At 69.2% G+C, this 24,420-nt stretch carries 24 protein-coding genes; 10 read left to right on the forward strand and 14 right to left on the reverse strand.

Features of this window, described 5'->3' with window-relative positions; genetic code table 11:
• Positions 1 to 573 precede the first annotated feature (573 nt).
• Positions 574 to 879 carry a non-histone chromosomal MC1 family protein gene (locus NO998_RS10910; protein ID WP_267647215.1) on the reverse strand — a complete coding sequence of 102 codons (306 nt, stop codon included), beginning with the start codon at positions 877 to 879 and terminating at the stop codon, positions 574 to 576.
• Between the two features lie 212 nt (positions 880 to 1,091).
• On the opposite strand from NO998_RS10910, the gene NO998_RS10915 reads away from it, so the two are divergent.
• On the forward strand, positions 1,092 to 1,289 hold the full coding sequence (locus NO998_RS10915) for a SymE family type I addiction module toxin (protein ID WP_209492741.1): 198 nt from the start codon (positions 1,092 to 1,094) through the stop codon (positions 1,287 to 1,289).
• A gap of 5 nt (positions 1,290 to 1,294) precedes the next feature.
• Positions 1,295 to 2,350, forward strand: coding sequence for a quinone-dependent dihydroorotate dehydrogenase (locus NO998_RS10920; protein ID WP_267647216.1), 1,056 nt, complete (start codon positions 1,295 to 1,297; stop codon positions 2,348 to 2,350).
• 21 nt (positions 2,351 to 2,371) lie between these two features.
• On the opposite strand, the gene NO998_RS10925 is transcribed toward NO998_RS10920, so the two are convergent.
• From NO998_RS10925 to NO998_RS10950, 6 genes are all read right to left on the reverse strand, one after another.
• The gene (locus NO998_RS10925) at positions 2,372 to 5,065 is read right to left on the reverse strand and encodes a valine--tRNA ligase (RefSeq protein WP_267647217.1); all 2,694 of its coding nucleotides are present in this window, start codon (positions 5,063 to 5,065) and stop codon (positions 2,372 to 2,374) included.
• Between the two features lie 81 nt (positions 5,066 to 5,146).
• Positions 5,147 to 6,982, reverse strand: coding sequence for a phenylalanine--tRNA ligase subunit beta (gene pheT / locus NO998_RS10930; protein ID WP_267647218.1), 1,836 nt, complete (start codon positions 6,980 to 6,982; stop codon positions 5,147 to 5,149).
• Positions 6,982 to 8,487, reverse strand: coding sequence for a phenylalanine--tRNA ligase subunit alpha (gene pheS, locus NO998_RS10935; RefSeq protein ID WP_267647219.1), 1,506 nt, complete (start codon positions 8,485 to 8,487; stop codon positions 6,982 to 6,984). The genes pheT and pheS overlap by 1 nt, the downstream gene beginning before the upstream one ends.
• A gap of 464 nt (positions 8,488 to 8,951) precedes the next feature.
• The gene (locus tag NO998_RS10940) at positions 8,952 to 10,541 is read right to left on the reverse strand and encodes a tryptophan--tRNA ligase (RefSeq protein WP_267647220.1); all 1,590 of its coding nucleotides are present in this window, start codon (positions 10,539 to 10,541) and stop codon (positions 8,952 to 8,954) included.
• A gap of 19 nt (positions 10,542 to 10,560) precedes the next feature.
• Positions 10,561 to 11,625 carry a tRNA-intron lyase gene (gene endA, locus NO998_RS10945; protein WP_267647221.1) on the reverse strand — a complete coding sequence of 355 codons (1,065 nt, stop codon included), beginning with the start codon at positions 11,623 to 11,625 and terminating at the stop codon, positions 10,561 to 10,563.
• Positions 11,626 to 11,709: 84 nt separating this feature from the next.
• Positions 11,710 to 12,498 (reverse strand): topoisomerase DNA-binding C4 zinc finger domain-containing protein, encoded by a 789-nt coding sequence (locus tag NO998_RS10950; protein WP_267647223.1) that lies wholly within the window; start codon positions 12,496 to 12,498, stop codon positions 11,710 to 11,712.
• A 60-nt stretch (positions 12,499 to 12,558) separates the two neighbouring features.
• Here NO998_RS10950 and NO998_RS10955 point away from each other — a divergent pair, with 60 nt between their 5' ends.
• Complete coding sequence (locus NO998_RS10955) at positions 12,559 to 13,206, forward strand: HAD family hydrolase (RefSeq protein WP_267647224.1); 648 nt, start codon at positions 12,559 to 12,561, stop codon at positions 13,204 to 13,206.
• Here NO998_RS10955 and msrA read toward each other — a convergent pair whose 3' ends face one another.
• A complete protein-coding gene (gene msrA, locus NO998_RS10960; protein WP_267647225.1) occupies positions 13,207 to 13,737 on the reverse strand; it encodes a peptide-methionine (S)-S-oxide reductase MsrA in 531 nt (176 codons plus the stop codon). It lies immediately after the preceding gene.
• 107 nt (positions 13,738 to 13,844) lie between these two features.
• Between msrA and NO998_RS10965 the strand changes: the two genes are divergently transcribed.
• Complete coding sequence (locus tag NO998_RS10965) at positions 13,845 to 14,831, forward strand: hypothetical protein (protein WP_267647226.1); 987 nt, start codon at positions 13,845 to 13,847, stop codon at positions 14,829 to 14,831.
• Between the two features lie 49 nt (positions 14,832 to 14,880).
• Here NO998_RS10965 and NO998_RS10970 read toward each other — a convergent pair whose 3' ends face one another.
• Positions 14,881 to 16,245, reverse strand: a complete 1,365-nt coding sequence (locus tag NO998_RS10970) for a hypothetical protein (protein ID WP_267647229.1) — start codon at positions 16,243 to 16,245, stop codon at positions 14,881 to 14,883.
• Between the two features lie 124 nt (positions 16,246 to 16,369).
• Between NO998_RS10970 and NO998_RS10975 the strand changes: the two genes are divergently transcribed.
• Genes NO998_RS10975 through NO998_RS10985 form a run of 3 tightly spaced genes read left to right on the forward strand, consistent with a single transcriptional unit; the run spans position 16,370 to position 17,803 of the window.
• Positions 16,370 to 16,579 (forward strand): DUF7996 family protein, encoded by a 210-nt coding sequence (locus NO998_RS10975; RefSeq protein WP_267647230.1) that lies wholly within the window; start codon positions 16,370 to 16,372, stop codon positions 16,577 to 16,579.
• 56 nt (positions 16,580 to 16,635) lie between these two features.
• Positions 16,636 to 16,887, forward strand: a complete 252-nt coding sequence (locus NO998_RS10980) for a DUF8006 family protein (RefSeq protein ID WP_267647231.1) — start codon at positions 16,636 to 16,638, stop codon at positions 16,885 to 16,887.
• A 40-nt stretch (positions 16,888 to 16,927) separates the two neighbouring features.
• A complete protein-coding gene (locus tag NO998_RS10985; RefSeq protein ID WP_267647233.1) occupies positions 16,928 to 17,803 on the forward strand; it encodes a homoserine kinase in 876 nt (291 codons plus the stop codon).
• 141 nt (positions 17,804 to 17,944) lie between these two features.
• Here NO998_RS10985 and pyrF read toward each other — a convergent pair whose 3' ends face one another.
• The 3 genes from pyrF to NO998_RS11000 are packed head-to-tail and all read right to left on the reverse strand — an operon-like array spanning position 17,945 to position 19,333.
• The gene (gene pyrF, locus NO998_RS10990) at positions 17,945 to 18,805 is read right to left on the reverse strand and encodes an orotidine-5'-phosphate decarboxylase (RefSeq protein WP_267647235.1); all 861 of its coding nucleotides are present in this window, start codon (positions 18,803 to 18,805) and stop codon (positions 17,945 to 17,947) included.
• A 43-nt stretch (positions 18,806 to 18,848) separates the two neighbouring features.
• The gene (locus NO998_RS10995; protein WP_267647236.1) at positions 18,849 to 19,070 is read right to left on the reverse strand and encodes a hypothetical protein; all 222 of its coding nucleotides are present in this window, start codon (positions 19,068 to 19,070) and stop codon (positions 18,849 to 18,851) included.
• Positions 19,067 to 19,333: a preprotein translocase subunit TatA gene (locus NO998_RS11000; protein ID WP_267647238.1), complete on the reverse strand. Its 267-nt coding sequence runs from the start codon at positions 19,331 to 19,333 to the stop codon at positions 19,067 to 19,069. The genes NO998_RS10995 and NO998_RS11000 overlap by 4 nt, the downstream gene beginning before the upstream one ends.
• A gap of 76 nt (positions 19,334 to 19,409) precedes the next feature.
• Between NO998_RS11000 and NO998_RS11005 the strand changes: the two genes are divergently transcribed.
• Together NO998_RS11005 and NO998_RS11010 are read left to right on the forward strand one after the other, a co-directional pair.
• The gene (locus NO998_RS11005) at positions 19,410 to 20,411 is read left to right on the forward strand and encodes a lysylphosphatidylglycerol synthase transmembrane domain-containing protein (RefSeq protein ID WP_267647239.1); all 1,002 of its coding nucleotides are present in this window, start codon (positions 19,410 to 19,412) and stop codon (positions 20,409 to 20,411) included.
• Positions 20,412 to 20,462: 51 nt separating this feature from the next.
• Positions 20,463 to 20,879 carry an SHOCT domain-containing protein gene (locus NO998_RS11010; RefSeq protein WP_267647240.1) on the forward strand — a complete coding sequence of 139 codons (417 nt, stop codon included), beginning with the start codon at positions 20,463 to 20,465 and terminating at the stop codon, positions 20,877 to 20,879.
• On the opposite strand, the gene NO998_RS11015 is transcribed toward NO998_RS11010, so the two are convergent.
• The gene (locus NO998_RS11015) at positions 20,876 to 22,420 is read right to left on the reverse strand and encodes an amidohydrolase (RefSeq protein ID WP_267647242.1); all 1,545 of its coding nucleotides are present in this window, start codon (positions 22,418 to 22,420) and stop codon (positions 20,876 to 20,878) included. The genes NO998_RS11010 and NO998_RS11015 overlap by 4 nt on opposite strands.
• Before the next feature lie 139 nt (positions 22,421 to 22,559).
• On the opposite strand from NO998_RS11015, the gene hmgA reads away from it, so the two are divergent.
• Positions 22,560 to 23,792, forward strand: coding sequence for a hydroxymethylglutaryl-CoA reductase (NADPH) (gene hmgA, locus NO998_RS11020; RefSeq protein ID WP_267647243.1), 1,233 nt, complete (start codon positions 22,560 to 22,562; stop codon positions 23,790 to 23,792).
• Between the two features lie 17 nt (positions 23,793 to 23,809).
• Here the strand turns inward: hmgA and NO998_RS11025 are convergent, their stop codons facing one another.
• On the reverse strand, positions 23,810 to 24,325 hold the full coding sequence (locus tag NO998_RS11025) for a DUF5817 domain-containing protein (RefSeq protein ID WP_267647244.1): 516 nt from the start codon (positions 24,323 to 24,325) through the stop codon (positions 23,810 to 23,812).
• Positions 24,326 to 24,420 lie beyond the last annotated feature (95 nt).

Genomic DNA, 24,420 nt, shown 5'->3' on the forward strand with positions numbered 1-24,420 from the left:
GGTTAAGATCACGTCGTGATCTTACCGTTCATGGTCTATGTATCGGTTTCCGTTCGGTGATCGCCGGCCGCTCCGGGGGTCACCGAACTACCAAGGCTCGCATCAGATGCCGTCCTGTGGCGGACCACGGGGGCGACGTCCTCATCCGTCGCGGGAAGCGCGGGCCCGAGCCGACCTCGGTGTGAACCCCGCTCCCCTCTGCGTATTACATCCGAACACCCGTATTCACTTAAGGGCGTCGGAACGCATCCGAACTCGCTCGGAGCGAGCCCGGGTGTCTCCGGGGGCGACCGCCCCGGCGACCTTCGCATTTCATTCGATGGGAGGTAACTACTTAACCCCGTCGAACCATCGGCGCTACGTCATGCGGTTTCATGCGGGGAACGTTCACACGAAGAGACGATAGGACGCACCTGAAGCTCCGAGTGCGTAGAAGTATTGCGGAGCGGAGGGGCGGTCGATCATCCAGCGTTCGCACGCCAGTTCAACCGCGTAGTACCGCACGTCGAAGCGTTTCGACGTGGGGGAGTGGTGCGCCTGTCGGAACGGCAAGGCACCCATCGGCGTCGACGACTACTCGTCGAGGTGTTCGATCCCCTGTTTGGAGACGTTAGCTTCGGTGATTACCTCGGGCATCCAGTCGGGCTTGTTGTCCGGAGCCTCCTCTTCCCACGCCCAGCCCTCGTAGATGTGTACTTTATCCGTTCCTTTCTCCCGGAGTTCGAGGTCGACGCGTTCGGCGGCGTCCTCGGAGCTCGCAGGCTCGAGGCGGCGAGCAGCTTTGAGTGCTGCCTGCCGAGGGGTGTTCCCCGAGAACACGCTTTCCTCACCGGTCTCTCCTCGAAGCGCGAAATTCCGCTTACCGTCTTCTCGTACCATGGTTTCTCTCCATGCGGGTGGTGCACAGGGTGTATTATAAAAATATCGGGGAAAACGACCCCTATCGCCGGTGGTCTTATATATGGCCCACTAATATTCGTACCTTAACTCTCGGTATTAACCCCGAATCCGCCCGACAGAGGCTCGGGCGCGCGTCAGCCGGAGACAACACTTTAGTAGCGCGTACGGCCAACGACGGGTAGACAGACCAGATGGTCCGCAAGAAGAAGCTCAGCCCGAGCGGGGCCAAAGACGAGAACGGCGAGTACCACAACGTCCACGTGAACCTCCACGAGGACGAACTCGAGGTCGCCGGCATGGAGATCGGCGACGAAGTGTTCGTGCGTGTCCGCGACGGGAAGATCATCATCCAGTCGGCCGACGCCGACGACGTGGAACACGACTTCTGAGGACCATGGACCTCTACGACGCCGGTAAACCGGTTCTGTTCGCACTCCCGGCCGAAACCGCCCACACGCTCGTGAGCCGCGGTCTCGAAGCCGTCCAAGGCACTCCCATCGAGGGAGCCCTCCGTGATCGTTACGTCGTCGACGACGAACGGCTCACGACCGAGGCCTTCGGCCTCCGGTTCCCCAACCCCGTCGGCGTCGCCGCCGGGTTCGACAAGAACGCCCGCCTCCCGAACGTGCTCGCCGCACTGGGCTTCGGCCACGTCGAGGTCGGCGGCATCACCGCCGAGGCACAGGCGGGCAACCCTCGCCCGCGGATGTTCCGCCTCCGACCCGACCGAGCGCTCATCAACCGGATGGGGTTCAACAACGAGGGCGCCGACGCCGTCGGCGCGCGCCTGGACGACACCGCGCTCCCGCACGTGCCCGTGGGCGTCAACCTCGGGAAGTCGAAATCGACGCCGCTGGAGGAGGCCCCGAGCGACTACCGGTACACGTACGAGCGCGTGGGCGACGCGGGGGACTACTTCGTCATCAACGTCTCCAGCCCCAACACGCCCGGCCTGCGCTCGCTCCAGAACCGCGACTCCTTGGAGGCCATCGTCGACGAGCTGCAGGACGCCGGCGCCGCCCCCCTCCTCGTGAAGCTCTCGCCCGACCTTCCCGGCCCGGCTATCGAGGACTCCCTCGAAGTCGTCGACGAGAAGGGCCTCGACGGCGTCGTCGTCACGAACACGACCACCGAACGCCCGGAGAGCCTCAAGTCGCCCAACAAAGCGGAGCCGGGCGGCCTCTCCGGTGATCCCATCGAGGAGCGCTCGACGGGGCTGGTCCGATTCGTCGCCGAACGCACCGACGTCCCTGTCGTCGGCGTCGGCGGCGTCAGCGACGCCGAAGGCGCCTACCGCAAGATACGCGCGGGTGCGAGCGTGGTGCAACTCTACACCGGCCTCGTCTACGAGGGGCCGTCACTGGCCCGCGACATCAACGAAGGCCTGCTGGACCTGCTCGACCGCGACGGCTTCGATCACGTCTCCGAGGCCGTCGGCGCCGACCTGTAGAAAAAGCGGCTGCGCGGTTCCTTACTCCCGAACGATCACGAGCGCGCCGTCGGCTTCGAGCATCTCGCCCTCGCCGGTGAACTGCCGTTCGCGCTCGACGGTGAACTCCTCGGCGCTCAGTTCGTGGCCCGCCACCGTCAGCGTCTCCTCGCCCAGTTCGTAGTCGCCGCTCTCGATGCCGGCCTCGATGTCCGGCACGTCTGCGCCGTACTCCGGCCCGACGACCGAGTAGTCGAGGTCGATCCCGGTGATCACCGACTCGATCTGGGGCTCCTCGTCGAGGGTTTCGAGCGTCCCGACGTGCATCACGTTCCGGATGTCGCTCTCGAAGCCGTCGACGGTGCCGTACACCGACACCGTGTCGAGTTCGGCGTTGAGCGGCAGTTGGCGCTCGCTCTTGTAGCGCCGCAGCGCGCCGACGACGGTCATCGCCGTCTCGCCGGCTTCGTGGTCGGCCTCGACGCCCGTCGGCTCGGGCCAGGCGGTCCGGTGGATGCTTTCGAACTCGCCGCCCGCGCCCGACGCCTCGGACCCGTCGTTGTACATCTCCTGCCAGATCTCCTCGGAGATGTGGGAAAGCACCGGCGCGAACAGTTTCAGGAAGCGCTCGTGGGCGACCGAAAGCGTGTACTTCGCGGACTCGTCGTCCTCCTCGCGCACCCGCTGTTTGGCGATCTCGAGGTAGTCGTCACAGAACGTCCCCCAGAAGAAGCTTCGGAGGCTGTCCCGAGCCTTCGAGAACTCCCGCTCTTCCAGCATCTCCCGGACGAACTCGGCCTCGCTGTCGAGTTCCGCCAGCAGCCAGCGGTCGAGCGCCGAGAGGTCCTCGTCCCGGATCTCCGGAACGGTCTCGGGGGTCAGCGAGTCGACCAGCTTCGAGGCGTTCCAGAGCTTCTGGAGCAGCTTCTCGCCGGCTCGCAGCCCCTTCTCCTGGTACGGCAGGTCGTCGCCGATCGAGCTCCCGGCCGCCCAGAATCGGGCGGCGTCGACGGGGAACTGCTCGCGGACCTCCTCGGGGGAGACGACGTTCCCGACGGACTTGGACATCTTCTTGCGGTCCTCGTCGAGCACCATCCCGTTGATCATCACCGAGTCAAAGGGCACCTCGCCGGTGTGCTCGTAGCACTTGACGACGGTGTGGAACAGCCAGAAGCTGATGATGTCGTGGCCCTGCGGGCGCACGTCCATCGGGAACAGTTCCGGGTTCTCCATCGTGAACTCCTCTGCCTCCTCGTCCCAGTCCCAGCCGGCGTTGATCAGCGGCGTCAGGCTGGAGGTCGCCCACGTGTCGAACACGTCGTCCTCGGGGAGGAAGTCGTCGCCGCCACACGACGGGCAGGCGTCGACGGGCGGGTCGTCCGAGAGCGGGTCGACGGGCAGGTCGGCCTTCTCGGCCATGATCGCCTCGTCGCAGTCCTCACAGTACCAGACGGGGAACGGGATCCCCGAGGAACGCTGCCGGGAGATACACCAGTCCCACTGCAGCCCCTCGATCCAGTGCTGGTACCGGGAGAACATCTTCTCGGGGTACCAGTCCATCTCGCGGCCGGCGTCGAGGTACTCGTCGGTGCTGTCGAGCATCTCGACGTACCACTGGTCGGCGACGAGGAACTCGACGCCCGTGCCACAGCGCTCGTGGACGTTGACGGTGTGGGTGATCTCCCAGCGGTCGAGCAGCGCGCCGGTCTCGTCGAGGTCAGAGACGATGGCCTCGCGGGCGTCGTCGGAGGACATCCCCTCGTACTCGCCGGCGACGTCGGTGAGGTGGCCCGACTCGTCGATGGCGACCCGCAGGTCCAGATCGTGGGCCTGGTACCACTCGATGTCGGTCTGGTCCCCGAACGTACAGCACATCACCAGTCCGGAGCCGGTCTCCATGTCGACGCGCTCGTCGGCGATGATGGGCACCTCGTGGCCGAACAGCGGCACCTCGGCCTGCTGTCCGACGAGGTTCTGGTTCTCCTCGTCGTCGGGGTGGACGAAGACGGCCACACACGCGGGGAGGAGTTCGGGTCGCGTCGTCGAGATGGTGAACGCCGACTGTCCCGCCGCGGCCTCTTCGGCGGCTTCGCCGCCTTCGGGAGCCTCCGAGGAGGCTCCGACGACGCCGAACTCGATGTCGTGGAAGTGGCTGTGCTGTTCGTCGTCCTCGGTCTCGACCTGCGAGATGGCGGTCTCACACTCCGGACACCAGATCGCCGGGGCGCGCTTGCGGTACTCCTTGCCCTGCTCGTAGAGGTCGATGAAGGAGAGTTGGGAGATGCGCTGGACGCGGGGTTCGATCGTCCGGTAGGTGTTGTCCCAGTCGATGGAGAAGCCGAAGGACTGCAGGTTCTCGGTGAACTCCTCCTCGTACTGGGCACAGACCTCGCGGCACTTCTGCTGGAACTCCCGCCGGGAGAACTCCTGGTGACGGATGCCGAGTTCGCTCTCAGTCAGGCGCTCGGATGCGATTCCGTTGTCGTCGTAGCCGAAGGGGTAGAAGACCTCCTCGCCCTGCATCCGGGTGAACCGGGCGACGATGTCCTGCAGGATGGTGCCGTAGACGTGGCCCCAGTGGAGGTTCCCCGACACCGTCGGCGGCGGCGTGTCGATGGCGAAGGCCGTGTCCGGGTCGTCGACCTCCCCCCCGCGGTAGGCGTAGGTGTCCTCGGCGAGCCACCGCTCCTGCCACTGCTCCTCGACGGCGTCGGCGTCGTACGGGCCGCTAGGCATATTGGGTGAACGTTCCCGTGAACGCCTGTTAAAGAACTCGGTCCTGCGAGTACGGCTCCCAGGACGCCGAGACGCGCCGACCTACTCCGCCAGCGCGTCCAGCCGGAACTCGAAGGCCGCGACCGGCACTTCCAGATCGCGCTCCACCAGCACGCGCGGGTGGACCTCGCCGATCACGCCCACCGCGTCACCGTCGATGACGACCTCGGCCACGCGGCCGTCGATGAAGCTCGGGTGGTCGGTGGTCGGCGTTTCGAGGCTCACGTCGAACTCAGCGACGAGCGCCTGCAGTCTCCCCTTGATGTCCTCGTACGTGGCGTCCGTGCGCGCGATCGCGCCCGCGACGGTGCGGTGCTCGGCGACGCCCGTCCCCTCGGCGTCGTCGCCGTCCCGCCCGGTCTCGGCGCGCTCGGCGACGAAGCCGACCTCCGAGAGCTCCTGCGGGTAGCGCCGGTGGGTGTTGTTCTCGAGGACGTGCATCAGCGAGGGGAGCGCCCACGTCCGGAGTTGGGTGTAGTCCTCGCTGTAGGCGCTGGTGACGTTGACCGCCGCACCGCCGCCCAGCACGTCGCTTCCCTCCGCGACGCCCATGCGCTCGTAGTTCTCCTCGGGCGAGGAGAGGTGGAAGTTCAGCAGGTCCTCGAACCCGAGCCCGACGAGCGCGGTCCGGGTCGCTCGCTCCAGTCTGCTGCGCTCGTGGCGGCCGCCGATGGTCCCGATGTCGGGGTACTCCGGTTCGAGTTCGTCGAAGCCGTACGCCCGCCCGACGTCGTCGACGAGGTCCGCGGGGTGGAGCACGTCGGTCCGGTAGGGCGGGATCTCGACCTCGTACTGGGTTTCCTCACCGAGGTTCGTCGTCGCGTCGAGGCCGGAGCGCTCGAACAGGTCCACCACCGCCTCCATCTCCAGATCGATGCCGAGCGTGGTCTCGATCTGGTCGTGGGAGACGGTCTTCTCGCGCACGTCGAGTTCTGGCCGGACGAGGTGGTCGCCCGACCGCTCGCCGGCGGCGCCGTCGTCGTACACCACGTCGACGTCCTCCAGCGTCGCGCCGCGGGCGTCCAGCGCGTAGCAGATGATCGCCAGCATCCGGTCGATCGTCCACTGGTCGGTTCCGGTCAGTTCGATCAGTAGCTCCCGGGAGTTCGTGGTTACCTCGGTTCGCTGGCCGTTGATCACGGGCGGGAACGAGAACAGCCCCAGTTCGTCGTAGATCGCCGGGAAGCGCTCGTACTCGCGTACCACGTCGGCGTACGTCTCGCCGGTCGGGTGCTCGGTCAGCACCTCCGCCGGCGTCATCCCCCTGTCGGCGTCGAGCGGGACGAACTCCTCGCTCTCGGGGTCGATCCCGCGGTAGGTGATCGTCGGGCCACCAACGTCGGTCGGGCCGTCGTCGCCGCCGACGGGGGTGAGGTCCTCCGGCGGTTCGAGGTCGTTGCCCTCACCGATCTCGCGCTGCTCAACGCGTTCGCCTTTCAGCATCGTGAGGTCGTGGATGCCGATGGCGCCCTTCGCGCGCTTGCGCCCCATCGTCGCGTGGAGCTTCTCCTGCAGTTGGATCAGCGAGTCGAGTGCCTGCTCGTCCAGATCGACGCCGCGCACGACCGCGCCCGCGACGTACGGGCGCTCGTCGGGCACGGACTCGTCGACTCGGATCGTCCACTCGGCGTCGTTCGTGTCGGGGACGTACACCCCGCGGTCGTCGCCGTACTGGTAGCGAAGGGAGCGGGCGACGCCCTCGACGGAGAGCCGGTCGAGCCGGTCGGGCGCGAACTCGAACTGGAGTTCGCCCTCGTCAGTCTCGCCCTCGAACTCAAGGCCGAGGCCGAACAGGTCCTCCTTCAGTTGGTCGTCCCCCTTCTCCTCGTGGCCGGTCAGATGTCGTAGTTCGTCAGTGTCGATGTCGACGACGGGCATCAGTAGATCACCTCCGCGTTCCGCAGGAACTCGAGGTCCGCGAGCGTACCGTGCAGGTCGCGGATGTCTTCGGCGCCGGTGTAGAGCATCGCCAGCCGCTCCAGGGCGAGCCCCCAGGCCATCACGTCACACTCGACGCCCAGCGGCGTCAGCACCTCCTCGCGGAAGATGCCGGAGTTGCCGATCTCGATCAGTTCGTCGGTCTCGGGGTGGCGCCCGAACAGCTCGAAACTCGGCTCCGTGTAGGGGTTGTAGTGGGGTTTGAACTGCACGTCCGTGATGCCGAACTGGGCGTAGAACTCCTCGAAGGTGCCCATCAGGTCCCGGACCGAGAGGTCCTCGGCCATCACCCAGCCCTCGATCTGGAAGAACTCCAGCAGGTGCGTCGAGTCGATTGTGTCGTTCCGGTAGGCCTTCTCCACCGAGAAGTAGCGCTGGGGCGGCTCCAGTTCACCCTCGGCGGCCCCCGAGAGGTAGCGCATCGAGAGCGAAGTCGTGTGGCCCCGAAGCGCGACCTCGCGGGCGAAGTCCTCGCTCCACGGCGAGTGGTAGCCGTCGCCGTCGGGACCGACGCCGTTGCGGTGGGCGTTCTCGACAGCCTCGACGAGGTCCTCGGGGAGGTTCTCGACGGGGTCAACGTCCAGCGCGAACCGGTCCCAGTGGGTCCGTGCAGGGTGGTCCTGGGGCATGAACAGCGCGTCGTTGATCCAGAAGTCCGCGTCGGCGTGGGGGCCGTCCATCTCCTGGAACCCCATCCCGACGAGCACGTCCTTCACGCGCTCTGCGGCCTGCCGGAGCACGTGGACCTTCCCCGCGCCGGCCTCGGTCGCGTCGGCCTCGACGTTGTAGTCGGTGAACTCGACGTCCTCCCACTCCCCGGAGGTCAGCATCTCGGGGGTGAGTTGGGCGGCGGTCTCCGCTGCTTCGACGCCGGCCATCATGGCGTCGACGCCGGCGTCGGTGAGCGTGACCGAGCGGACCGTGCGCTCCTCGCGCTCGATCAGCCCGCGCTCCTCCAGTCGGTCCAGTACGCCGGCGTCGTCGACGGATCGGCCGGTCGCCAGTTCTTCGAGTGCAGCCACTTCGGGGTCGCTGTCGGGGTCGGCGTCCGGGTCGGCCGTGACCTCGCCGCTCTCGATCTGCCCGTAGCCCTTCCGGGCGAAGTTCGAGAGCGCGATGTCGACCTGCGGGCCTTCGAGTCCGGCGGCGCCAATGACCTGCCCCATCGGCGCCGCGTCGGTGCCGGCACCGGCGTCGATGGCGGCGCGGTAGAACCGCACCTCCGGCAGGCCCGTTTCGAGGTACGTCTCGGCCTCGTCGGTGATCGAGACGGTCTCCTCGACCTCGCTCTCGACGGCGAGGAGTCCTTCCTCCTCCAGTTCGAAGACGGCGGTCGTGGCCGCCGCCTCGTCGATCCCCGCCGCGTCGGCGAGTTCGGGGATCGGCTGTGCGTCAGTCGCGCTCGCGGCCTCGAGGGCCGCGACCTGTCGTTCCGGGAGTCGCATGTGGTGAGTGAGTTCGGTGTCGGTCGGTCGCCCCGGCGTCGTCGCTCGGGGAGCAGTACGGCCCGCTCGGTCGGTTTCGCCCGGCCTCCACGGCTCCGGGCTCCGCCGACCGACTCAGGCGAAGAAGAACCCGACCCCGCGGCCGTCGGCTGCGTGGCGGTGCGTGCGGGCGGCGGTGTCGGGCGCCATACACCGGAGGATTCCCCGAGCGCGCAAAAAGCTTCCGTGAGTCGGTTGGGCCGTTCGTGGCCGTTCTGACGATGGTGTCGCGTTCGGCTATCGAGACAGCGACGGCGACAGCGTCTCGATGCACGACCACTGGGACCGCAGCGGCAGTGGCGCGGGGGTGTGCAGTCCCCGAGGTCATACCCACTCCGCCATCGCGTTGGCGGGCTGGGGCTGAACACGCCGGTACCAGATCATCGACGACACACGCGAAAAACGAAACTCGACCCGAAGACGACCTATACGGCGTCTTCCTCGTCCTGCCCGCCAAGCCCGCGCCGGTCGCTGCTGAGGTCGATGTCGACGTCTTCGAGGATCTCCTTTGCCTCCTCGCGTTTCTCCTGGTGCTCTTCGAGGAACTCCTTCATCAGTTCGGCGGCCTGCTCCTTGCAGCCGCCACAGAGCCGCTCGCCGCCGGTACACTCCTCGTACACCTCGGCGACGAACTCGTCGTCGGCCTCCGCGAGCAGGTACGAGTAGAGTTCGAACACCGGGCAGTCGTCGGCCTCGCCGCCGAGTTCGCGCTGTTCCTCCGCGGTCGTCCGGCCACCCGTCGCGGCGGACTTGACCTTGTCGTAGCCGTCCTCGGGGTCGTCGAGCAGCGAGATGTGCGACGCCGGGATCGAGGAGGACATCTTCCCGCCGGTCAGCCCGGTCATGAAGCGGTGATAGATCGACGACGGCCGCTCGAAGCCGTAGCCGTCGTGCTCGATCTCGACTTCGCGGGCCAACTCCTCGGCTTCCTCGATGTCGAGGTCGAAGCTGTCGATGTGGGCCTCGTAGCGGCGCTTCTCGCCCGGCACGCGGTCGATGAGCGCCTCGAACGCCGACGCGCTGGCGTTGCGGTCGAGGAAACGCACGCGGGGGCGGATCGGCTCCTTCCCGGCGTTGTCGAGTTTCTTCAACAGCGACTGCTGGGTCTCGTCGTCGGCGAGCTGTTCGCCCCGGTCCTCGAACTCGCGGAGCAAGGCTGCGCCATCCTCACAACGAAGTTCGTCGGCATCGCCCCGTTCCACCAGTGTGTCGTATATGTGACTGAACAGTTCTCGTTCCTGCTCGTCGGCGGCGAAGCTCGCGAACGCCTCGGTCACCTTGAAAAAGCGCATCCGGGCGGCGGCGTCGCGGGCGAACCGGACGTGCGGGTCCTGATCCGGCCCGACCGGGATCACCGTCGGCATCGGTTCGTCGAGTTGCGGGTAGAGGATGTCCGCGAGTTGGGTGACGACCGACTGCATGTGGCTGACGTTCGTCTCGCCGCCGAAGCCGTAGATCGCCTCGAACTCCGAGAAGTTCGTCGTCGAACCGATCTCGAAGGCCAGGTCCTGCAGGACCCGGTTGTCCGACTGGCGATAGAGTTCGCCGTCCTCCACGTCGAACCCGAGCGCGATGAACGAGAGCAGGTAGCTTCGGGCGTGCTCGTCGATCTCGTCCCACGACATCCCGCGGGCCGAATGGGCTTCGAGGTCCGCGATCAGGCCGTACACCTCGCCGCCCTGCTGTTGGTGCCAGATGAGTTCGTCGAACACCATCTTGTGGCCGATGTGGGGGTCGCCCGTCGGCATGAACCCCGAGAGCGCCGCGAACGGCTCGTCGTTGGCCATCGCCTCGACCACGCGCCCGTACTCGCGATGGCCGAAGATGGCCCCGCGGCGCATCAGGTAGTGTGGGTTCGGCACGTCGGCTGCGTCGAACTCCTCGATCCCGAACTGCTCGAACAGTTTGCGGTAGTCCGCGATGGTCGAGGACCCCCACGGGTCGAGGGCTACGTCGTCGTTTGCTACGCTGTCGGTGCCCCCGTCGGTCTTCGGTGTGGGTGTGTCCTCAGTCATCGGTAGACCTCGCCGCGCGTCACGGCGTGATTCGCTCGACGCAGAGCCAATCTACTGCATCGGTCGGCTCGGTCAGCGCAAAAACCATTCGCTTGCGAACCCCACCGGCCAGCCGCACGTCCAGCGAGAGTTCGCGGGGCAGGAACTCGTGGTCGGGCTCGACGACCCGCACCAGCTTGTCCGAGTGGCCGAGGTCCGAGACGCCGTCGAACGCCTCGTAGACCCGGAAGTCCGCCCCGAACTTGAAGCCGGACTTGGGGACGACGCCGGCCGCCCGGAGCGACCGGTAGGCGGCGTAGCGGCGGCCGAACCGCTCGCCCTCGATGGCCTCGGCGTGGCTCGACACCGAATCGACGTCCATCCCGAGGGCCCCGCGTTCGGCGAGGTACGCTGCTTCGAGCAAGGAGAGTTGGAGCGGGCCCGAATCGGCGTTCCGGCCGGCGAGGCGCTGGCCGAAGAACCCACCCTCGTACAGCGTTTCGGGAGGGTCCCAGACCAGCAGTCGGTCGTCCATCAGCGTCGCGTCCAGCGACTCGGGGAGGTCGGGGTCGGCGCTCCCCGACGGTGAGAGCCACTCGGTGCCGAAGTAAGTGAGTTCGCCGTCCTCGTCGACGACGGCGAGCATGTGGCCGTCGATGCTCGCCGCCGACAGCGGCGCGCGCTCGCCGACGACCCGGAGCCGGTAGGCGATCTCGTCGTCGCTCGGCCCCTTCCCGCGCGGGTAGACGACGAAGTCCGTCTCGTCGTCGATCCCGTCGTCGACCCAGCCCTCGCGGGCCGGCGAGAGGTAGAAGCCGCGGTCACGGAGGTCCTTGTAGACGACGAAGGCGAGGACGGCGTCGGTTCGAGTCAGGAACTCACGGAACCCCATCCGCGCGCCGCCGGCGCCGCCCGCGTGCCCGGAGTCGCCCGTCTCGTCGACGACGGCGTCGAGGTCGTCGCGGTAGAGGAGGTAGGCCGCCTCGACCGGCGCGAGTTCGATGTCGTTGCCGCCGGCCGGCCGACCGTACCCCCCCGAGTCGTAGAACCGCTGTCTGGCGTTGCCCGAGAGGTGGACCACGCCGTCACGAAAAGTCCCGTCCATGCGCGTACGTGCCCGGCCTGCGGGTATAGGGACTGTGGTCGGGGGCGGGGCCGGTCGCCCACGGAGCACGGGACTGATCCCGGTTCAGGGCCCGGTCTCGGTTTCGACGGGCGCCTCGTAGTACCGGTCGCAGGTACCGTCCAGACAGCGCCGGCCGGCCGCCGTCTCGAACACCGGCAGCCCGCAGGGACACTCGCCGACCGCTTCGCCCGCGGGAATCGAGAACGTCGTCTCGCAATCGGGGTACGCCTCGCAGCCGAGGAACGGGCGGTTCCCGCGCGAGACCACGCCCAGCGGCTCGCCACAGTCCGGGCAGTCCCAGCGGCCGTGGAGCGCGTCGGCGACGGCGTCGGCCAGCGAGTCACAGCGCCAGTCCACACAGAGTTCGAAGGACTCGCCGCGTTCGACACGCATCGTCGGCAGCCCGCAGTCCTCGCAGGCCGAATCGAGCACCTTCGCCCCCGCCGGGAGTCCGTAGGCCGCGTCGCAGCCCAGACAGGTCACCTCACCGCCCGCGCGCACGAGCGCGTCGCCGCAATCCGGGCAGTCCCCCACCGGCACGCCGGCCTCGGTCGCGGGGTACTCCCGGCGCCCCGTCGGCGCCTCGGAGACGACGCGCAGGGTCTGCTCGCCGCTCCGGGCCGTCAGCGCGAAGGAGTCGCCCTCGGTCTCGGTCGTCAGGTCGTCGGCACGGGTGAGCCACGCGACGGGTTGGTAGCCCCCGGCGTCGTGGACCAGCACGGTTCGGTCCGGCTTCACCACGACCACCACGTAGCCCCGCTGGGTCCGCTCGCGGTCGCCCTCGAACACCACGGTACAGTCGCCCGCGAACAGTCGGATCGTCTCGGTCACGCGCGGGAGTGGTCCCGTCATCGGCCTTGAGGCTCCGCGGAAAACCCCAAACGCGATGGCGCGGGCACCGGTACGGCGACCATGGACGCGCTGCTGTTCGACATGGACGGGGTCGTCGTCGACTCCGAGGACTACTGGCACCGGACCGAACGCGAGGAACTGCTGCCGGCGGTGCTCGACGGCGAGCCACCCGACCTCGACGATATCACGGGGATGCCCTACCGCGAGATCTACCGGTTGCTCGACGAGCAGTACGAAACGACCGTCTCGGAGGCGGAGTTCGTCGACCTGTACGACGCGGCCGCGGCCTCGATCTACCGCGAGCGGGTGGCCCTGCTCGACGGCTTCGGGGAGGTTCGCGAAGCGGCACGCGAGGCCGGGGTGCCCGTCGGCCTCGTCTCGTCGTCGCCGCCACAGTGGATCGATTACGTGCTCGATCGGTTCGGCCTCGAGTTCGACCTCGTGCTCTCGAACGACGAGGTGGAGGGGCCGGGCAAGCCCGAACCCGACATCTACGAGGCCGCGGCCGAGCGACTGGGCGTCGCTCCCGCCGACTGCGTCGCCGTCGAGGACTCGAAGAACGGCTCGGTCGCGGCCGCGCGAGCAGGGATGACCGTCGTCGGCTACCGCGTGGAGCACAACGCGGAGACGGATCTCTCGGCGTGTTCGGTCGTCAGTTCGGGCGCCGAGGAACTGCGGGTAGAGCTGCTGGATCGGCTGTCGGCCTGATCAGGCCGCCTTCCGCTCGAACTTCTCGCGGACCTTCTCGATCTTCGGCTGGGCGTGCATCGTGCAGTAGGCATCTGCGGGGTTCTTCTCGAAGTAGTTCTGGTGTTTCTCCTCGGCGCGGTAGAACGTCTCCAGCGGTTCGACCTCGGTGACTACGTCGTCGTCGTAGCCGCCCTCCTCGTCGAGGGCTTCGACGTAGGCCTCGGCGAGTCGCTGTTGCTCGTCATCGTGGGTCAGCACGATCGAACGGTACTGGCTGCCAACGTCGGGCCCCTGACGGTTCAGTTGGGTCGGGTCGTGGATGGTGAAGAAGACTTCGAGTACGTCCTCGTAGCTCAGCACGTCCGGGTCGTAGTCGACCTGCACCACTTCCGCGTGGCCCGTGTTCCCCGAGCAGACCTCGCGGTAGCTGGGGTCCTCGGTGTGCCCGCCGGCGTAGCCGGAGGTCACGTCCTCAACGCCGTCGAGTTCCTCGAACGCCGCCTCGATACACCAGAAGCAGCCACCGCCGAGCGTCGCCGTTTCGGTCATACCCTACAGTAGCACTCGCGAGCGTATGTATGTGGCGCGGGCGGCGATCCGCGCCGGTGTGGCGGCCCCGGTGGGGACTTATTGCCGTCGCCCGTGTGGCGAGGGACATGTGGCAGATCGGCGACGCCGACGCTGACTGGCGTGTCCGCGACACCCGACTCGACTGCGACCTCCACGCGGTCGTCCACACCGTCGCCGGCCCACACGCCGTCGGCGGGTCGGGAACGCTCGCCGCCGACCGCGGCAAGGGGTGGCAGCCCCTGTTCGACGACGGCCCCGCGACGGAGGGACGACAGCTCCGTGCGATCGACGTGACCGACGACGGCGGGCGACTCTGGATCGCCGGCGCCGACGGCTCGATGGCCTGTTACGACGTGCGCGCCGGCCGCCGCTACGACTACGGCTACCCCGCGGAGCTCGCGGACTCGTGGGGCGGCGTCGCCGTCGCCGGGCCGCGCGGCCGTGAAAAGGTGCTCGCCGCCGACCGCGACGGGCGAGTGCTCCCGTTCGTCGTCGACGGTACCACCCCCGAGTGGGGGAGCCCCGATCGGGTGGCAGCGGGGGGCGGAACCGTCGCCGCGCTGGCCTCGACGCCGGAGGGTGTCGGCTTCGCCGTCGACACCGAGGGGACCGCGTACAAGACCTCGCCCGAAACGGGCTGGGACGACATCGGCGTCGTCGACGCCGACGCGGCGGTCGGCGACCTCTACGCCGGCCCGGGCGAGCAGGTGTACGTCGCCGCGAGCGACGGCCACCTCTACCGATACGGCTCCTCGTACCACAGTTGGACGCCGATCGAGGTCGGCGACGCCGGCCTTCGGGCGGTCGACGTGTACGCCACCGACGCCCGGGAGCGAATGACCGCGCTGGGCGCCGACGGCAGGACGTTCGAGCGCGTCGCCGCGAACCGCTGGGAGGCCGTCCCCGCACGGGTGGATGCGCGACTCACCGACCTCGCGCTCGGCCCGGTTGACGTGATCGTCAGCGGGAACGGGATCGTCGTCGAGCGCGACCACACGGCCGCCGAAAAGGAGCCGCCAGCGGAGCCGATCCCGGTCACCGACCGGACGACACCGCGGGTCGGTCGGGAGTAGCCGGTCGAAGGCCGGAGCGGCCGCGGGAGGGAGCGGGCGGGCCGGCGCGTCAGTCACGGTCCGGCGAGTCCGCGTCGGAGTCGGTGTCGGCGTCCGGCGGGTCCGCGTCGTCGTCGTCCTCGTCCGGCGGATCCGCCGCGTCGGTGTCTTCCTCGTCGGGTTCGTCCGGTTCGTCCGCCGTGTCGTTGTCCGAGTCGCCGCCCCCTGTCGCGGGAGCCCCCGGCGGGGTGCCGTCACCGTCGAAGTTCTCGCCACGGCCGTCGAAGCTGTCGCCGTCCGCGGAGGTCGTGCGCTCGGCCGTCCAGCCGTCCGAGCCGTCCGCCGTCGTGCTGTCGCCGCCCGCGGCTTCGTTCTCCCCGTATCCGCCGTCCCTGGACTCGCTTCCCGGGGCGTCGTGGCGCTCCCAGTCGACCGACGGCGTGGCAGTGTCGTCCTCGGCAGCGTCCGCCTCGGCGTCGCCGTACTGCGCCTTGACCGACTCGGGGGTCTCCTCGGGCGCGCGGCGTTCGACGATCAGGCCGTTGGCGCCGACGAGGACCATCTGCTCGGCGACGAGTCCCGCGCGGAACGTCTCGGTCCCGTCGTAGTGGCCCGCCTCCCACTCGCCGTCGGCGGTCCGGAGGTAGACGTGGCCGCCCTCGCCGCAGGCCAGTTGGCCGCCGTTACCGGCGTCGATGCCGTAGACGGCGAACCCGCCGAGCTCGGAGGGCGTCCAGACGGCCTCGCCGTCCCGGTCGGTCACGCCCGTCCCCTCGAACACCCGGCCGTTGCCGCCGCCGACCAGCAGTCGGCCGCCGCCGAACGCACAGTCGTAGAAGCTCCCTTGCGCGTCGTCGACGCCGGTGCGGTCCCAGCCCTCGTTGGCGGTCGTCGTGTGTACGTTCGAACTCACGTCGACCGCGTAGCCGTACCCCTCCTCGTCGTGGGTGAGCGCCTCGACGGCGTTGCCCTTGTTCGGCGACGTCGACCAGTCCCAGTCGACCTCGCCGGTGTCCTCCCTGACCCGGCCGGGGAGGACGTTCCCCGAGCCGTCGCCGACGAGGAACTTCTCCTCGCCCCGGTCACCGAACACCGTGAGCGAGTAGAACACGTTGGCGTTCCCCCGCGGCACCGAGTGGTCCCGCCGCTCCTCGGTCCGCAGGTCGTAGTAGCCGAAGGCGCCGCCGGCGCCCGCGAACCAGAGCCGCTCGCCGTCGTCGCTCGCGTCGACGGCGTGGAGCGTCTGTGAGCGTGCCCCCGGGCCGTTCTCGAGGATCACGCCCCAGCGCTCCCTGCCGCGGCCGACCGCCACCCCGGTGTCGCCGACGGCGACCGGGCCGTTGACGGTGCTCGTCACGTCCCGCAGCGTCACGTTGGTCGGCGACTCGACCGCCACCCAGTAGCCGGGGTCGGTGTCCGAGTCGAACGTCCACATTACCGATCGCTACGGGAGGAGCGCCAAAGAAACCCATACCCGACCCTCACGACGCCTCCGCAGGCTCCCGGCGCGCGCGAGGGTGGCCGGGGGGCTTTTGCCCCGCCGTGGCCGTAGTTGGGGCATGGCCGACGACGACCGATCGGGGCGCGTGGGACTCCTCGCGCTCCTGCTGGCCGGGGTGGTGCTGCCGGGAGTGGCCCGGTGGTGGCTGGGCACGCTCGGCCTCGACCGCGTCGGCGTCGTCGTCTTCGCCGGTGGATACGCCCTCGCGCTCGTGCTGGTCTGGCGCTACTGGCTCCGGGGGGTGTCGTTCGTCGGCCCGGACGCCTGAACCTCGGACCGAGAACAGAACTTTAAAGCGCCGTTCGGACGCAGAGGTCGTAAGGAATGCTCCCGATCCAGGTCATCGACAGTTTCCTGCTCAACTACGAGATCGGGCAGGTGCTGTTGCTCGTGTTCGCCCTGGGAACGCTCGGCCTACTCGGCCTCGGGTCGAAGAAGGTCCTCAGCCTGCATTTCGGTGCGTTCGGGCTGATCTTCCTCATGACGCCGCAGGCGATCAACTCTCGGCTCTACCTGTTCCTCGGACTGGGACTGCTCGTGATCGCGCCGATGGTCTTCGCCACGTCCGACGACTAACAGCGCCACCTTTTTCGCGCGAACCACGGTACGAAACCTCATGCGAACAGTCCGGGCGCCGGCGACCAGCGCGAACCTCGGTAGCGGCTTCGATACGTTCGGGGTCGCGCTCTCACGCCCGGCCGACATCGTCTCCGTCGAGCGTGCCGAGCGCACCACCATCGAAGTCACCGGGGCGGGCGCGCAGTTCATCCCCGAGAACCCGAAGAAGAACACCGTCGGTGCCGTCGCCGAGGCGCTCGACGCCCCCGCACACATCCGGATCGACAAGGGGGTCAGACCCGCCTCGGGGCTCGGCTCCTCGGCGGCCTCCGCGGCCGGCGCCGCCCTCGCGCTCAACGACCTCTACGACCGCGGCTACTCCCGCGAGGAACTGGTCCCGATCGCCGCCGAGGGCGAGGCGGTCGTCTCCGGCGCCGCCCACGCCGACAACGTCGCCCCCGCACTCCTCGGAGGGTTCACTATCGCCACCGGCGACGGCGTCCACTCGGTCGACACCAACGTCCCGCTCGTGGCCTGCCTCCCCGAGGAGCCCATCTCGACCCGCGACGCCCGCGAGGTCGTCCCCACGAACGTCACCATCGAGGAGATGGTGACCACGGTCGGCAACGCCGCGACGCTCACAACGGGGATGTGCCGGTCGGATCCGGAGCTGGTCGGGAGGGGAATGGCCGACGAGGTGGTTACGCCCAACCGCGCGGCGCTCATCACCGGCTACGACGACGCCGCCGCGGCCGCGACCGAGGCCGGCGCCTACGGCGTCACCGTCAGCGGTTCGGGGCCGAGCGTGCTCGCCGTCTGTCCGCGCCACCGCCGCCGCGCCGTCGCCGCGGCGATGGTCGAGGCGTTCGAGCGAAACGGCGAGAACGCCCGCGCCTACCGGACCTGGACCGGGAGCGGCGCGGAGTTCGTCTGACTCAGTTCTGCAGTCGCCCGTGGCCTCGGCCACTCGTTGGAACGCCTCGGCGTCGCCAGTTTCGGCGTCGGGATGGACCCCCTTCACTCGCGCGGTACGCGGTCCGAATGAGCCCCTCGCCGGCAGGGATCGTGATCGGCCTCAGCGGTGCTTGTTCAGCCGCTTCTTGAGCCGTGCGGCGGCGTCGCCTGCCGCCGCGAAGTACGCCTCCTCGTCGGGGTCCCGGCCCCCCGCGGCGCCCGAGACCGTGTTCCGTCCCACGTCCTCGCCGGCGAAGATGATCCCGCGCGAGGAGTTGACGAGGCCGACGTCGACGCTCGCACCCTCTCGCTCGGCGAGGCCGTACTCCACCGCCGCCTCGGCGTCGCCACCCTGTGCGCCGACGCCCGGGACGAGGAACGGGATATCGGGCACCGTCTCGCGGATCGTCGCCAGTTCGTCGGGCGCGGTGGCGCCGACGACGAGGCCGACGTTGCCGTGTTCGTTCCACGTGTCCGCGAGCGCGGCGACCCGCTCGTAGAGGGGTTCGCCCGAGGCCAGTTCGAGGTCCTGCAGGTCGGCGCCGCCGGGGTTTGAGGTGCGACAGAGGACGAACACCCCCGCGTCGGCCTCCGAGAGGAACGGCTGGAGGGAGTCCCCGCCCATGTAGGGGTTGACCGTGATCGCGTCGACCTCGTCGAGCACCTCGGCGTACTGGCGCGCGGTGTTGCCGATGTCGCCCCGTTTCGCGTCGAGCAGGACGGGGACACCCTTCCCGTGGGCGTAGGCGACCGTCTCGCGCAGCGAACGCCAGCCGTCGGCGTCCTCGTAGAACGCGGCGTTGGGTTTGTAGCAGGCGGCGTGTTCGTGGGTGGCGTCGATGATCCGGCGGTTGAACGCCCAGCGCGGCATGTCGTGGTCGTCGAGGAACGCGGGCAGTCGGTCCGGGTCGGCGTCCAGCCCCACCGAGACGACGCTGTCGGCGGCGTCGATGCGGGCGGCGAGGTCGTCGAAGAAGGACATACCGGGAGCGCGCGCTGATGGGGCAAGAAGGCTGCCGTTTCGGTCAGGGGTCGTCGCCGCCCTCGGCGACCTGCCGCTCCAACGCCGCCACCCGTTCCCGCAGTTCGGCGACTTCGGCGGCGTCGGCAGCGTCGTCGTCGCGCCACCAGCGGTAGACGAGGATCCCGACGATGGCCGGGACGGCGAGGACGGCGAGCCCCTGCAACAGGATCAGGAGGATGATCACCACTTCAGGCCCGCCGGGGAGGGGCATTTGCAGGATCATCGCCCGTCGTCGCCGCCGCCCTCACCGACACGCTCGTCTTCGACGGTCACCTCGTTGTGGGCCGCGTCGCTGCCGGCGGCGACCTTCGCTTCGAGTTCCTCGATTCGGCCTTTGAGTTCGGCCACTTCGTCGCTGTCGTCGCCGTTGCCGGCGTACCGGACGATCAGGAACAGCCCCGCGATCACGACCGGAACGCCCACGAGCAGGGCCAGTACGAGCATGATGACGAGCAGTTCCACCCCGCCGGGGATCTGGAGGAGCATGGTCGGGTGATAGGTCGGACAGCGCATGTGTCTTTCCCCGAACGCTTTACGCGGCTCCCCCACCGAGCCACGGGGCGTGAGTCGCACGCGCCGCCGGTCCATCGTCCTCGGGGTGCTCGCCGCGCTGCTGGCGCTGGCGCTGTTCGGCTGGATCGTCGGCTACGAGCGCCTCGTCGCCACCGTGGCGTCGCTCGACCCGCTGCCGTTCTCGCTCGGCTTCCTCGCCGCCGCGGCGGCCATGGGCTGTCGGTACCTCGCGCTCTCGGCGCTGCTCGACGTGCGGCCGCGGTTCGCCGCCGCGCTGGCGTACCTCCGCGGGTTCTACGGCCAACAGCTCCTCCCGGTGGGGAACCTCGCCGGCCCGGTGTTGATCGCCTACTCGATGGAGACAGTGACTGGCATCTCCACCGAGCGGGGGCTTCCCGCGACCGTCATCACGCAGGCCGCGACGTTCCTCGGCTCGACGACGGTCGCGCTCGCCGGGTCGCTCCTCCTCCTCGCCGGCGGCCATCGCGCGCTGTTGCCGGTCGCGGGCGTCCTCGCGGCGGTGTCGGCCCTCTGGCTGGGGCTGCTGATCGCCCTGATCGCGGGCGTCGACCTCGACCCGATCGCTCACGGCATCGGGACGGCGTTGCGGCGCACGCTCGGTCGGTTCTCCGAGCGGGTCGCCAGCCGGGCTGACCCCGAAACGATAGACAACACGCTCGCGGAGTTCGACGACGCCCGGCGGCTGATCCGCGACGACCCCGCGCGGGTGGTGCTCGCGTTCGCGTGGGTGCTGGTCAGCTGGGTGCTGTTCTCCCTGCCCGCGGTCACGACCGGAATCGCGCTGGGTGTGCCGGTCCCGCTGACGGTCGCGCTCGTCGCCGTGCCCGTGAGTGACCTGCTGAACTTCATCCCGGTCCCGGGCGGCGTCGGCGGCGTCGAGGCGGCGATGGCCGGGCTGTTCGTCGCCGTCGGCGGCGTCAACGGCGCCGCAGCCGTGGTGATCGCGTTCTGTGTCCGGCTCTGTACGTACTGGTTCGTGCTGCTACTGGGCGGCACCGCGACGACGCTCGCCGCGGCGCGGCGGTCCTGACAGCTGAGGTAGGTCAAAAGACATTTTTGACGACCGGCCGAGCCCGGGGACGTGTACGAACTGGTCCACCGCATCGCCCCCGCAAGCGTACGAACCCGTGCAGTTCTCGCAGCCCTCCTGTCGGCCGTCGCCGTGCTCGGCGCGTTCGGAACCGCGATGGCCGGGTCGCCCGCCGCCGCGATTATCGCGGTGCTCGTGACCGTGGGAGCGGCGGCGCTGGCGGTCACCCTCGGCTACGGTGTCGTGAACCAAGCCGAGGCCGCCCCCGACGAAGCGAACCCCACGTGGCAACCGTCGACGCCCGAACGCGAAGCTGACGCCGACCCGATCGAGACGCTGCAGCAGCGCTACGCGGAGGGAGAGATCAGCGACGAGGAGTTCGAAGCACGGATGGATCGGCTACTCGACAGCGGTGCGCAGTCGTCCCGCCCGGCGGAGTCGAAGCGGGAGCCCGCCTTCGAGCGTTAGCGCCCGTCGTAGACGACCTCGCCGTCGACGACGGTCATCGCCACGTCGATGTCCTCGATCTCCCCCTCGTTCTCCCACGGCGAGTCTTCGAGCACCGTGAAGTCCGCGAGCTTGCCCGTCTCGACGGTCCCCAGCCGCCCCTCGTCGAAGCCGGCGTAGGCCGCGCCGAGTGTGTAGGCCCGCAGCGCCTCGGTGACGGCGAGCCGCTGGGCGTCGACATCGGTGTTCACGGCGTGGTGGATCCCGAGCAGCGGGTCCAGCGGCATGCAGTCCGAGCCAAAGGCGACGGGCGCGCCGGCGCCGGCGAGGAGCGCGTAGCGGTTCGTCTCCGCCCGGCGCGCGCCGAGTCGGGACTCGTAGAGCCCGCCCTCTTTCGCCCACTTGAGGAAGTTCGGCTGGACCGAGGCGACGACGCCCAGCTCGCCGAAGCGCTCGATGGCTTCCTCGGAGGCGAGTTCGACGTGTTCGACGCGGTGGCGCATCCCGCCCGGGTCCTCCGTCTGCTCGAAGGCGTCCAGCGTCTCGTCGATGGCCTCGTCGCCGATGGCGTGGACGGTCATCTGGAACCCCGCGTCGTCGGCCTTCTGCACGATCTCGTTCAGTTCCTCGGGATCGACGACCCAACTCCCGTACTCGTCGGTGTCGTCGTGGTACGGCTCCGAGAGCTTCGCCGTGCGGCCGCCGAAACTGCCGTCGGTGAAGGACTTGATCGCGCCCGTCCGGACCATCCCCGAGCCGTGGTTCGTCCGCAGGCCGGTCTCGATCAGTGCGTCGAGGTGGTCCGACCAGTAGTTGATCCGCACGCGCAGGGAGAGCTCCTCGGCGAGGTCCATGTCGCGGTAGACCTCCGGCGCCTTCGAGCCCCGAACCATGTCGTGGACGCCGGTGACCCCGAGTTCGTTCGCGCGGGCCTGCGCGGCGGCGACGAGGCGCCCCGTCTCCTCGGCGCTGGGCGCGACGACCTCGCGGACGACGTTGACGGCGTCCTCGACGAGCACGCCGGTCGGTTCGTTCCCCTCAGTGTGGACGTTCTCCGCGGCCATCTCCTCGACGTAGCGCTCGATGACGACGCTGTTGACGGAGGCAACGTGGAGGTCCTCCCGGAGCGCGACGACGGGCCGCTCCTCCGAGACCGCGTCTAAGTCCTCGCGGTCGAGGTAGCGGTCCTCGGGCCACGTGCTCTCGTCGTAGCCGTAGCCGAGCACCCACTCGGAGTCGTCGGGGTCGGCGGTCTCCTGTTCGCGCTCGCGCAGCAGCGAGACGGCCTCGTCGAGGTCGTCGGCCGCCGAGAGGTCGGCGTGGACGAGGTACTTCCCGACGTTGGTGAGGTGCGTGTGGGCGTCGATGAACCCCGGCAGGAGGACGCGGCCGTCGAGGTCGACCACGTCGGTCTCGGTCCCGACGAGGAACTCCACGTCGTAGCTCTCGCCCAGTCGGACGATCTCGCCGTCCCGGACGGCGACGGCCTCGTGGGTCTCGTCGGGATCGGTCAGGGTGTGGATCTCGCCGTCGAGGAAGACGGTATCGGCGGCCTCGGTCATTACCGAAGGAGCGGCCGGATCGGGCAAAACCGTTCGGGAAGCGGCCGCTGGCTACGAGGTGTCCGCGACGGCACCGGGCCGCGCCGGGCACCGGCCGGGACCGGTAACGGTTTGCCCGCGCCGTCGGAACCGGAGACTCATGACTGACCGCGTCGACGCCGACGCCGCCGAATCGCTCGCAGAGCGGGTCGAGAGCGGCGACCTGCGGCTGTACGAACTCGAAGAGCACGCCGACGCCGACACCGCCGCCGCGGCCCGGCGGCTGGTCGTGACGAACCACTCCGGCGCCGACCTCGACACGACCGGCGAGTACGCCTTCCCGGCCGAGCAGGCCGCGGGAAGCAACATCGAGAACATGATCGGCGCGGCCCAGATCCCGATGGGCGTCGCCGGCCCCGTCAGCATCGACGGCGGCGCCTTCTCCGGCGAGACGTACCTCCCGCTGGCGACCACCGAGGGCGCGCTGCTGGCCTCCGTCAACCGCGGGCTCTCCGTCATCGACGCCTCCGGGGGCGCGACCGCTCGGGTGACAAAAAAGGGGATGACCCGCGCGCCGGTCTTCCGGACGAGCGGGATCGCCGAGTCCCAAGCGCTCGCCGAGTGGACCCGTGACAACACGGACCTGCTGCGCGAGGCCGCCGAGTCGACGACCATGCACGGGAAACTGCTCGACGTGACCCCCTACGTCGTCGGCGACAACGTCTTCCTGCGGTTCCGCTACGACACCGCCGACGCGATGGGGATGAACATGGTCACCATCGCCACCGGCGAGGCCTGCGACGTGGTCGAAGAAGAGACCGACGCCTCGCTGGTCGCGCTCTCGGGGAACATGTGTACGGACAAGAAGCCCGCCGCCATCAACGCCGTCGAGGGGCGCGGGCGCAGCGTCACTGCCGAGGCGACGCTCCCACGGGAGTTCGTCGAGGAGACGCTCAAGACCACCCCCGAGGCCATTGCCGAGGTCAACACGCGGAAGAACCTGATCGGCAGCGCGAAGGCCGGCAGTCTGGGGTTCAACGCACAGGTCGCCAACGTCGTCGCCGCGATGTATCTCGCCACCGGGCAGGACGCCGCGCAGGTCGTCGAGGGGAGCAACGGCATCGTCTCCGTCGAGGCGCGGGAGGACGGCCTCTACGCCGCAGTCTCGCTGGCCTCGATCGAGGTCGGCACCGTCGGCGGCGGGACGAAGCTCCCGACGCAGGCCGAGGGGCTGGACGTGCTGGGCATCCGCGGCGGCGGCGACCCCGCGGGTTCGAACGCCGACGCGCTCGCGGAGTGTGTGGCCACCGGTGCGCTCGCGGGCGAACTCTCGCTGCTGTCGGCACTCGCCTCGCGCAATCTGTCCAGCGCGCACGCCGAACTGGGTCGCTAAGAGCCGACGCGCCGGCTTCAGACCAGCCGCAGTTCCCCGCCCGACTGGATCACTTCCCCCTGCCGTCGCAGTTTCTCGAGAAGCTTTTCGGCGGCGCCGCGCGGGACCCCGTCGTCGACGGCCCGCGAGAGGATTTCGGCCTCGGTGCCGCCCTCCCGGACCGCGTCGCGGACCTTCTCGTCGCGGCTTCTGGACGACGAGCGGCTGGTGTCGCCCGCCGCCTGCACCTCGTCGGCGTCGATGCCCGACGCTTCGAGGTACTCCGTCTCGGACAGGCCGCTCTCCTCGACCTTCGCCTCCAGTTCGGAGACGTGGGCCACGTCGGCGAACGCTTCGCTGTCGCCGTGTTTCTTCGCCAGGAGGGCCGCGCGTGTCTGCCGGGCGGCCTCGCGGTCCTCGGTCTCGTAGAAGCGCTTGAGCTTCTTCGTCTGGTGGCGGCGGCCGCACTTCGGACAGGTGGCGGAGTCGCTCTCCCGCGGGTCCGTGAGCAGCCAGTAGGTGCCACACTCGGTGCAGCCGACGACCGCGTACATGCTTCGACGTGGTGCGCTTTCGGCCATGAATCCTCCGCTCGGCGCGGCAAGGGCGGCGTCGGATCGTCGGGTCGCCGTCGCGTCGGCGGCGCCGG

Source organism: Halolamina litorea (assembly GCF_026616205.1).
GTDB classification, from domain to species: Archaea; Halobacteriota; Halobacteria; order Halobacteriales; family Haloferacaceae; genus Halolamina; species Halolamina litorea.

Bases quoted from the DNA above. Each gene is read 5' to 3' on its own strand.
- NO998_RS10970 (WP_267647229.1), bottom strand. From the start codon at position 16,245: ATGTGGACGTTCGACTCGGACACCGACCCCGGCTACTGGGTGGCGGTC.
- NO998_RS10925 (WP_267647217.1), bottom strand. From the start codon at position 5,065: ATGCCTAGCGGCCCGTACGACGCCGACGCCGTCGAGGAGCAGTGGCAG.
- NO998_RS10915 (WP_209492741.1), top strand. From the start codon at position 1,092: ATGGTCCGCAAGAAGAAGCTCAGCCCGAGCGGGGCCAAAGACGAGAAC.
- hmgA (WP_267647243.1), top strand. From the start codon at position 22,560: ATGACTGACCGCGTCGACGCCGACGCCGCCGAATCGCTCGCAGAGCGG.
- pheT (WP_267647218.1), bottom strand. From the start codon at position 6,982: ATGCCCGTCGTCGACATCGACACTGACGAACTACGACATCTGACCGGC.
- NO998_RS10920 (WP_267647216.1), top strand. From the start codon at position 1,295: ATGGACCTCTACGACGCCGGTAAACCGGTTCTGTTCGCACTCCCGGCC.
- pyrF (WP_267647235.1), bottom strand. From the start codon at position 18,805: ATGTCCTTCTTCGACGACCTCGCCGCCCGCATCGACGCCGCCGACAGC.
- NO998_RS10955 (WP_267647224.1), top strand. From the start codon at position 12,559: ATGGACGCGCTGCTGTTCGACATGGACGGGGTCGTCGTCGACTCCGAG.
- NO998_RS10910 (WP_267647215.1), bottom strand. From the start codon at position 879: ATGGTACGAGAAGACGGTAAGCGGAATTTCGCGCTTCGAGGAGAGACC.
- NO998_RS10995 (WP_267647236.1), bottom strand. From the start codon at position 19,070: ATGATCCTGCAAATGCCCCTCCCCGGCGGGCCTGAAGTGGTGATCATC.
- NO998_RS10940 (WP_267647220.1), bottom strand. From the start codon at position 10,541: ATGACTGAGGACACACCCACACCGAAGACCGACGGGGGCACCGACAGC.
- msrA (WP_267647225.1), bottom strand. From the start codon at position 13,737: ATGACCGAAACGGCGACGCTCGGCGGTGGCTGCTTCTGGTGTATCGAG.
- NO998_RS10950 (WP_267647223.1), bottom strand. From the start codon at position 12,498: ATGACGGGACCACTCCCGCGCGTGACCGAGACGATCCGACTGTTCGCG.
- NO998_RS11000 (WP_267647238.1), bottom strand. From the start codon at position 19,333: ATGCTCCTCCAGATCCCCGGCGGGGTGGAACTGCTCGTCATCATGCTC.
- NO998_RS11015 (WP_267647242.1), bottom strand. From the start codon at position 22,420: ATGACCGAGGCCGCCGATACCGTCTTCCTCGACGGCGAGATCCACACC.
- NO998_RS11025 (WP_267647244.1), bottom strand. From the start codon at position 24,325: ATGTACGCGGTCGTCGGCTGCACCGAGTGTGGCACCTACTGGCTGCTC.
- NO998_RS10975 (WP_267647230.1), top strand. From the start codon at position 16,370: ATGGCCGACGACGACCGATCGGGGCGCGTGGGACTCCTCGCGCTCCTG.
- pheS (WP_267647219.1), bottom strand. From the start codon at position 8,487: ATGCGACTCCCGGAACGACAGGTCGCGGCCCTCGAGGCCGCGAGCGCG.
- NO998_RS10985 (WP_267647233.1), top strand. From the start codon at position 16,928: ATGCGAACAGTCCGGGCGCCGGCGACCAGCGCGAACCTCGGTAGCGGC.
- NO998_RS10980 (WP_267647231.1), top strand. From the start codon at position 16,636: ATGCTCCCGATCCAGGTCATCGACAGTTTCCTGCTCAACTACGAGATC.
- NO998_RS10965 (WP_267647226.1), top strand. From the start codon at position 13,845: ATGTGGCAGATCGGCGACGCCGACGCTGACTGGCGTGTCCGCGACACC.
- endA (WP_267647221.1), bottom strand. From the start codon at position 11,625: ATGGACGGGACTTTTCGTGACGGCGTGGTCCACCTCTCGGGCAACGCC.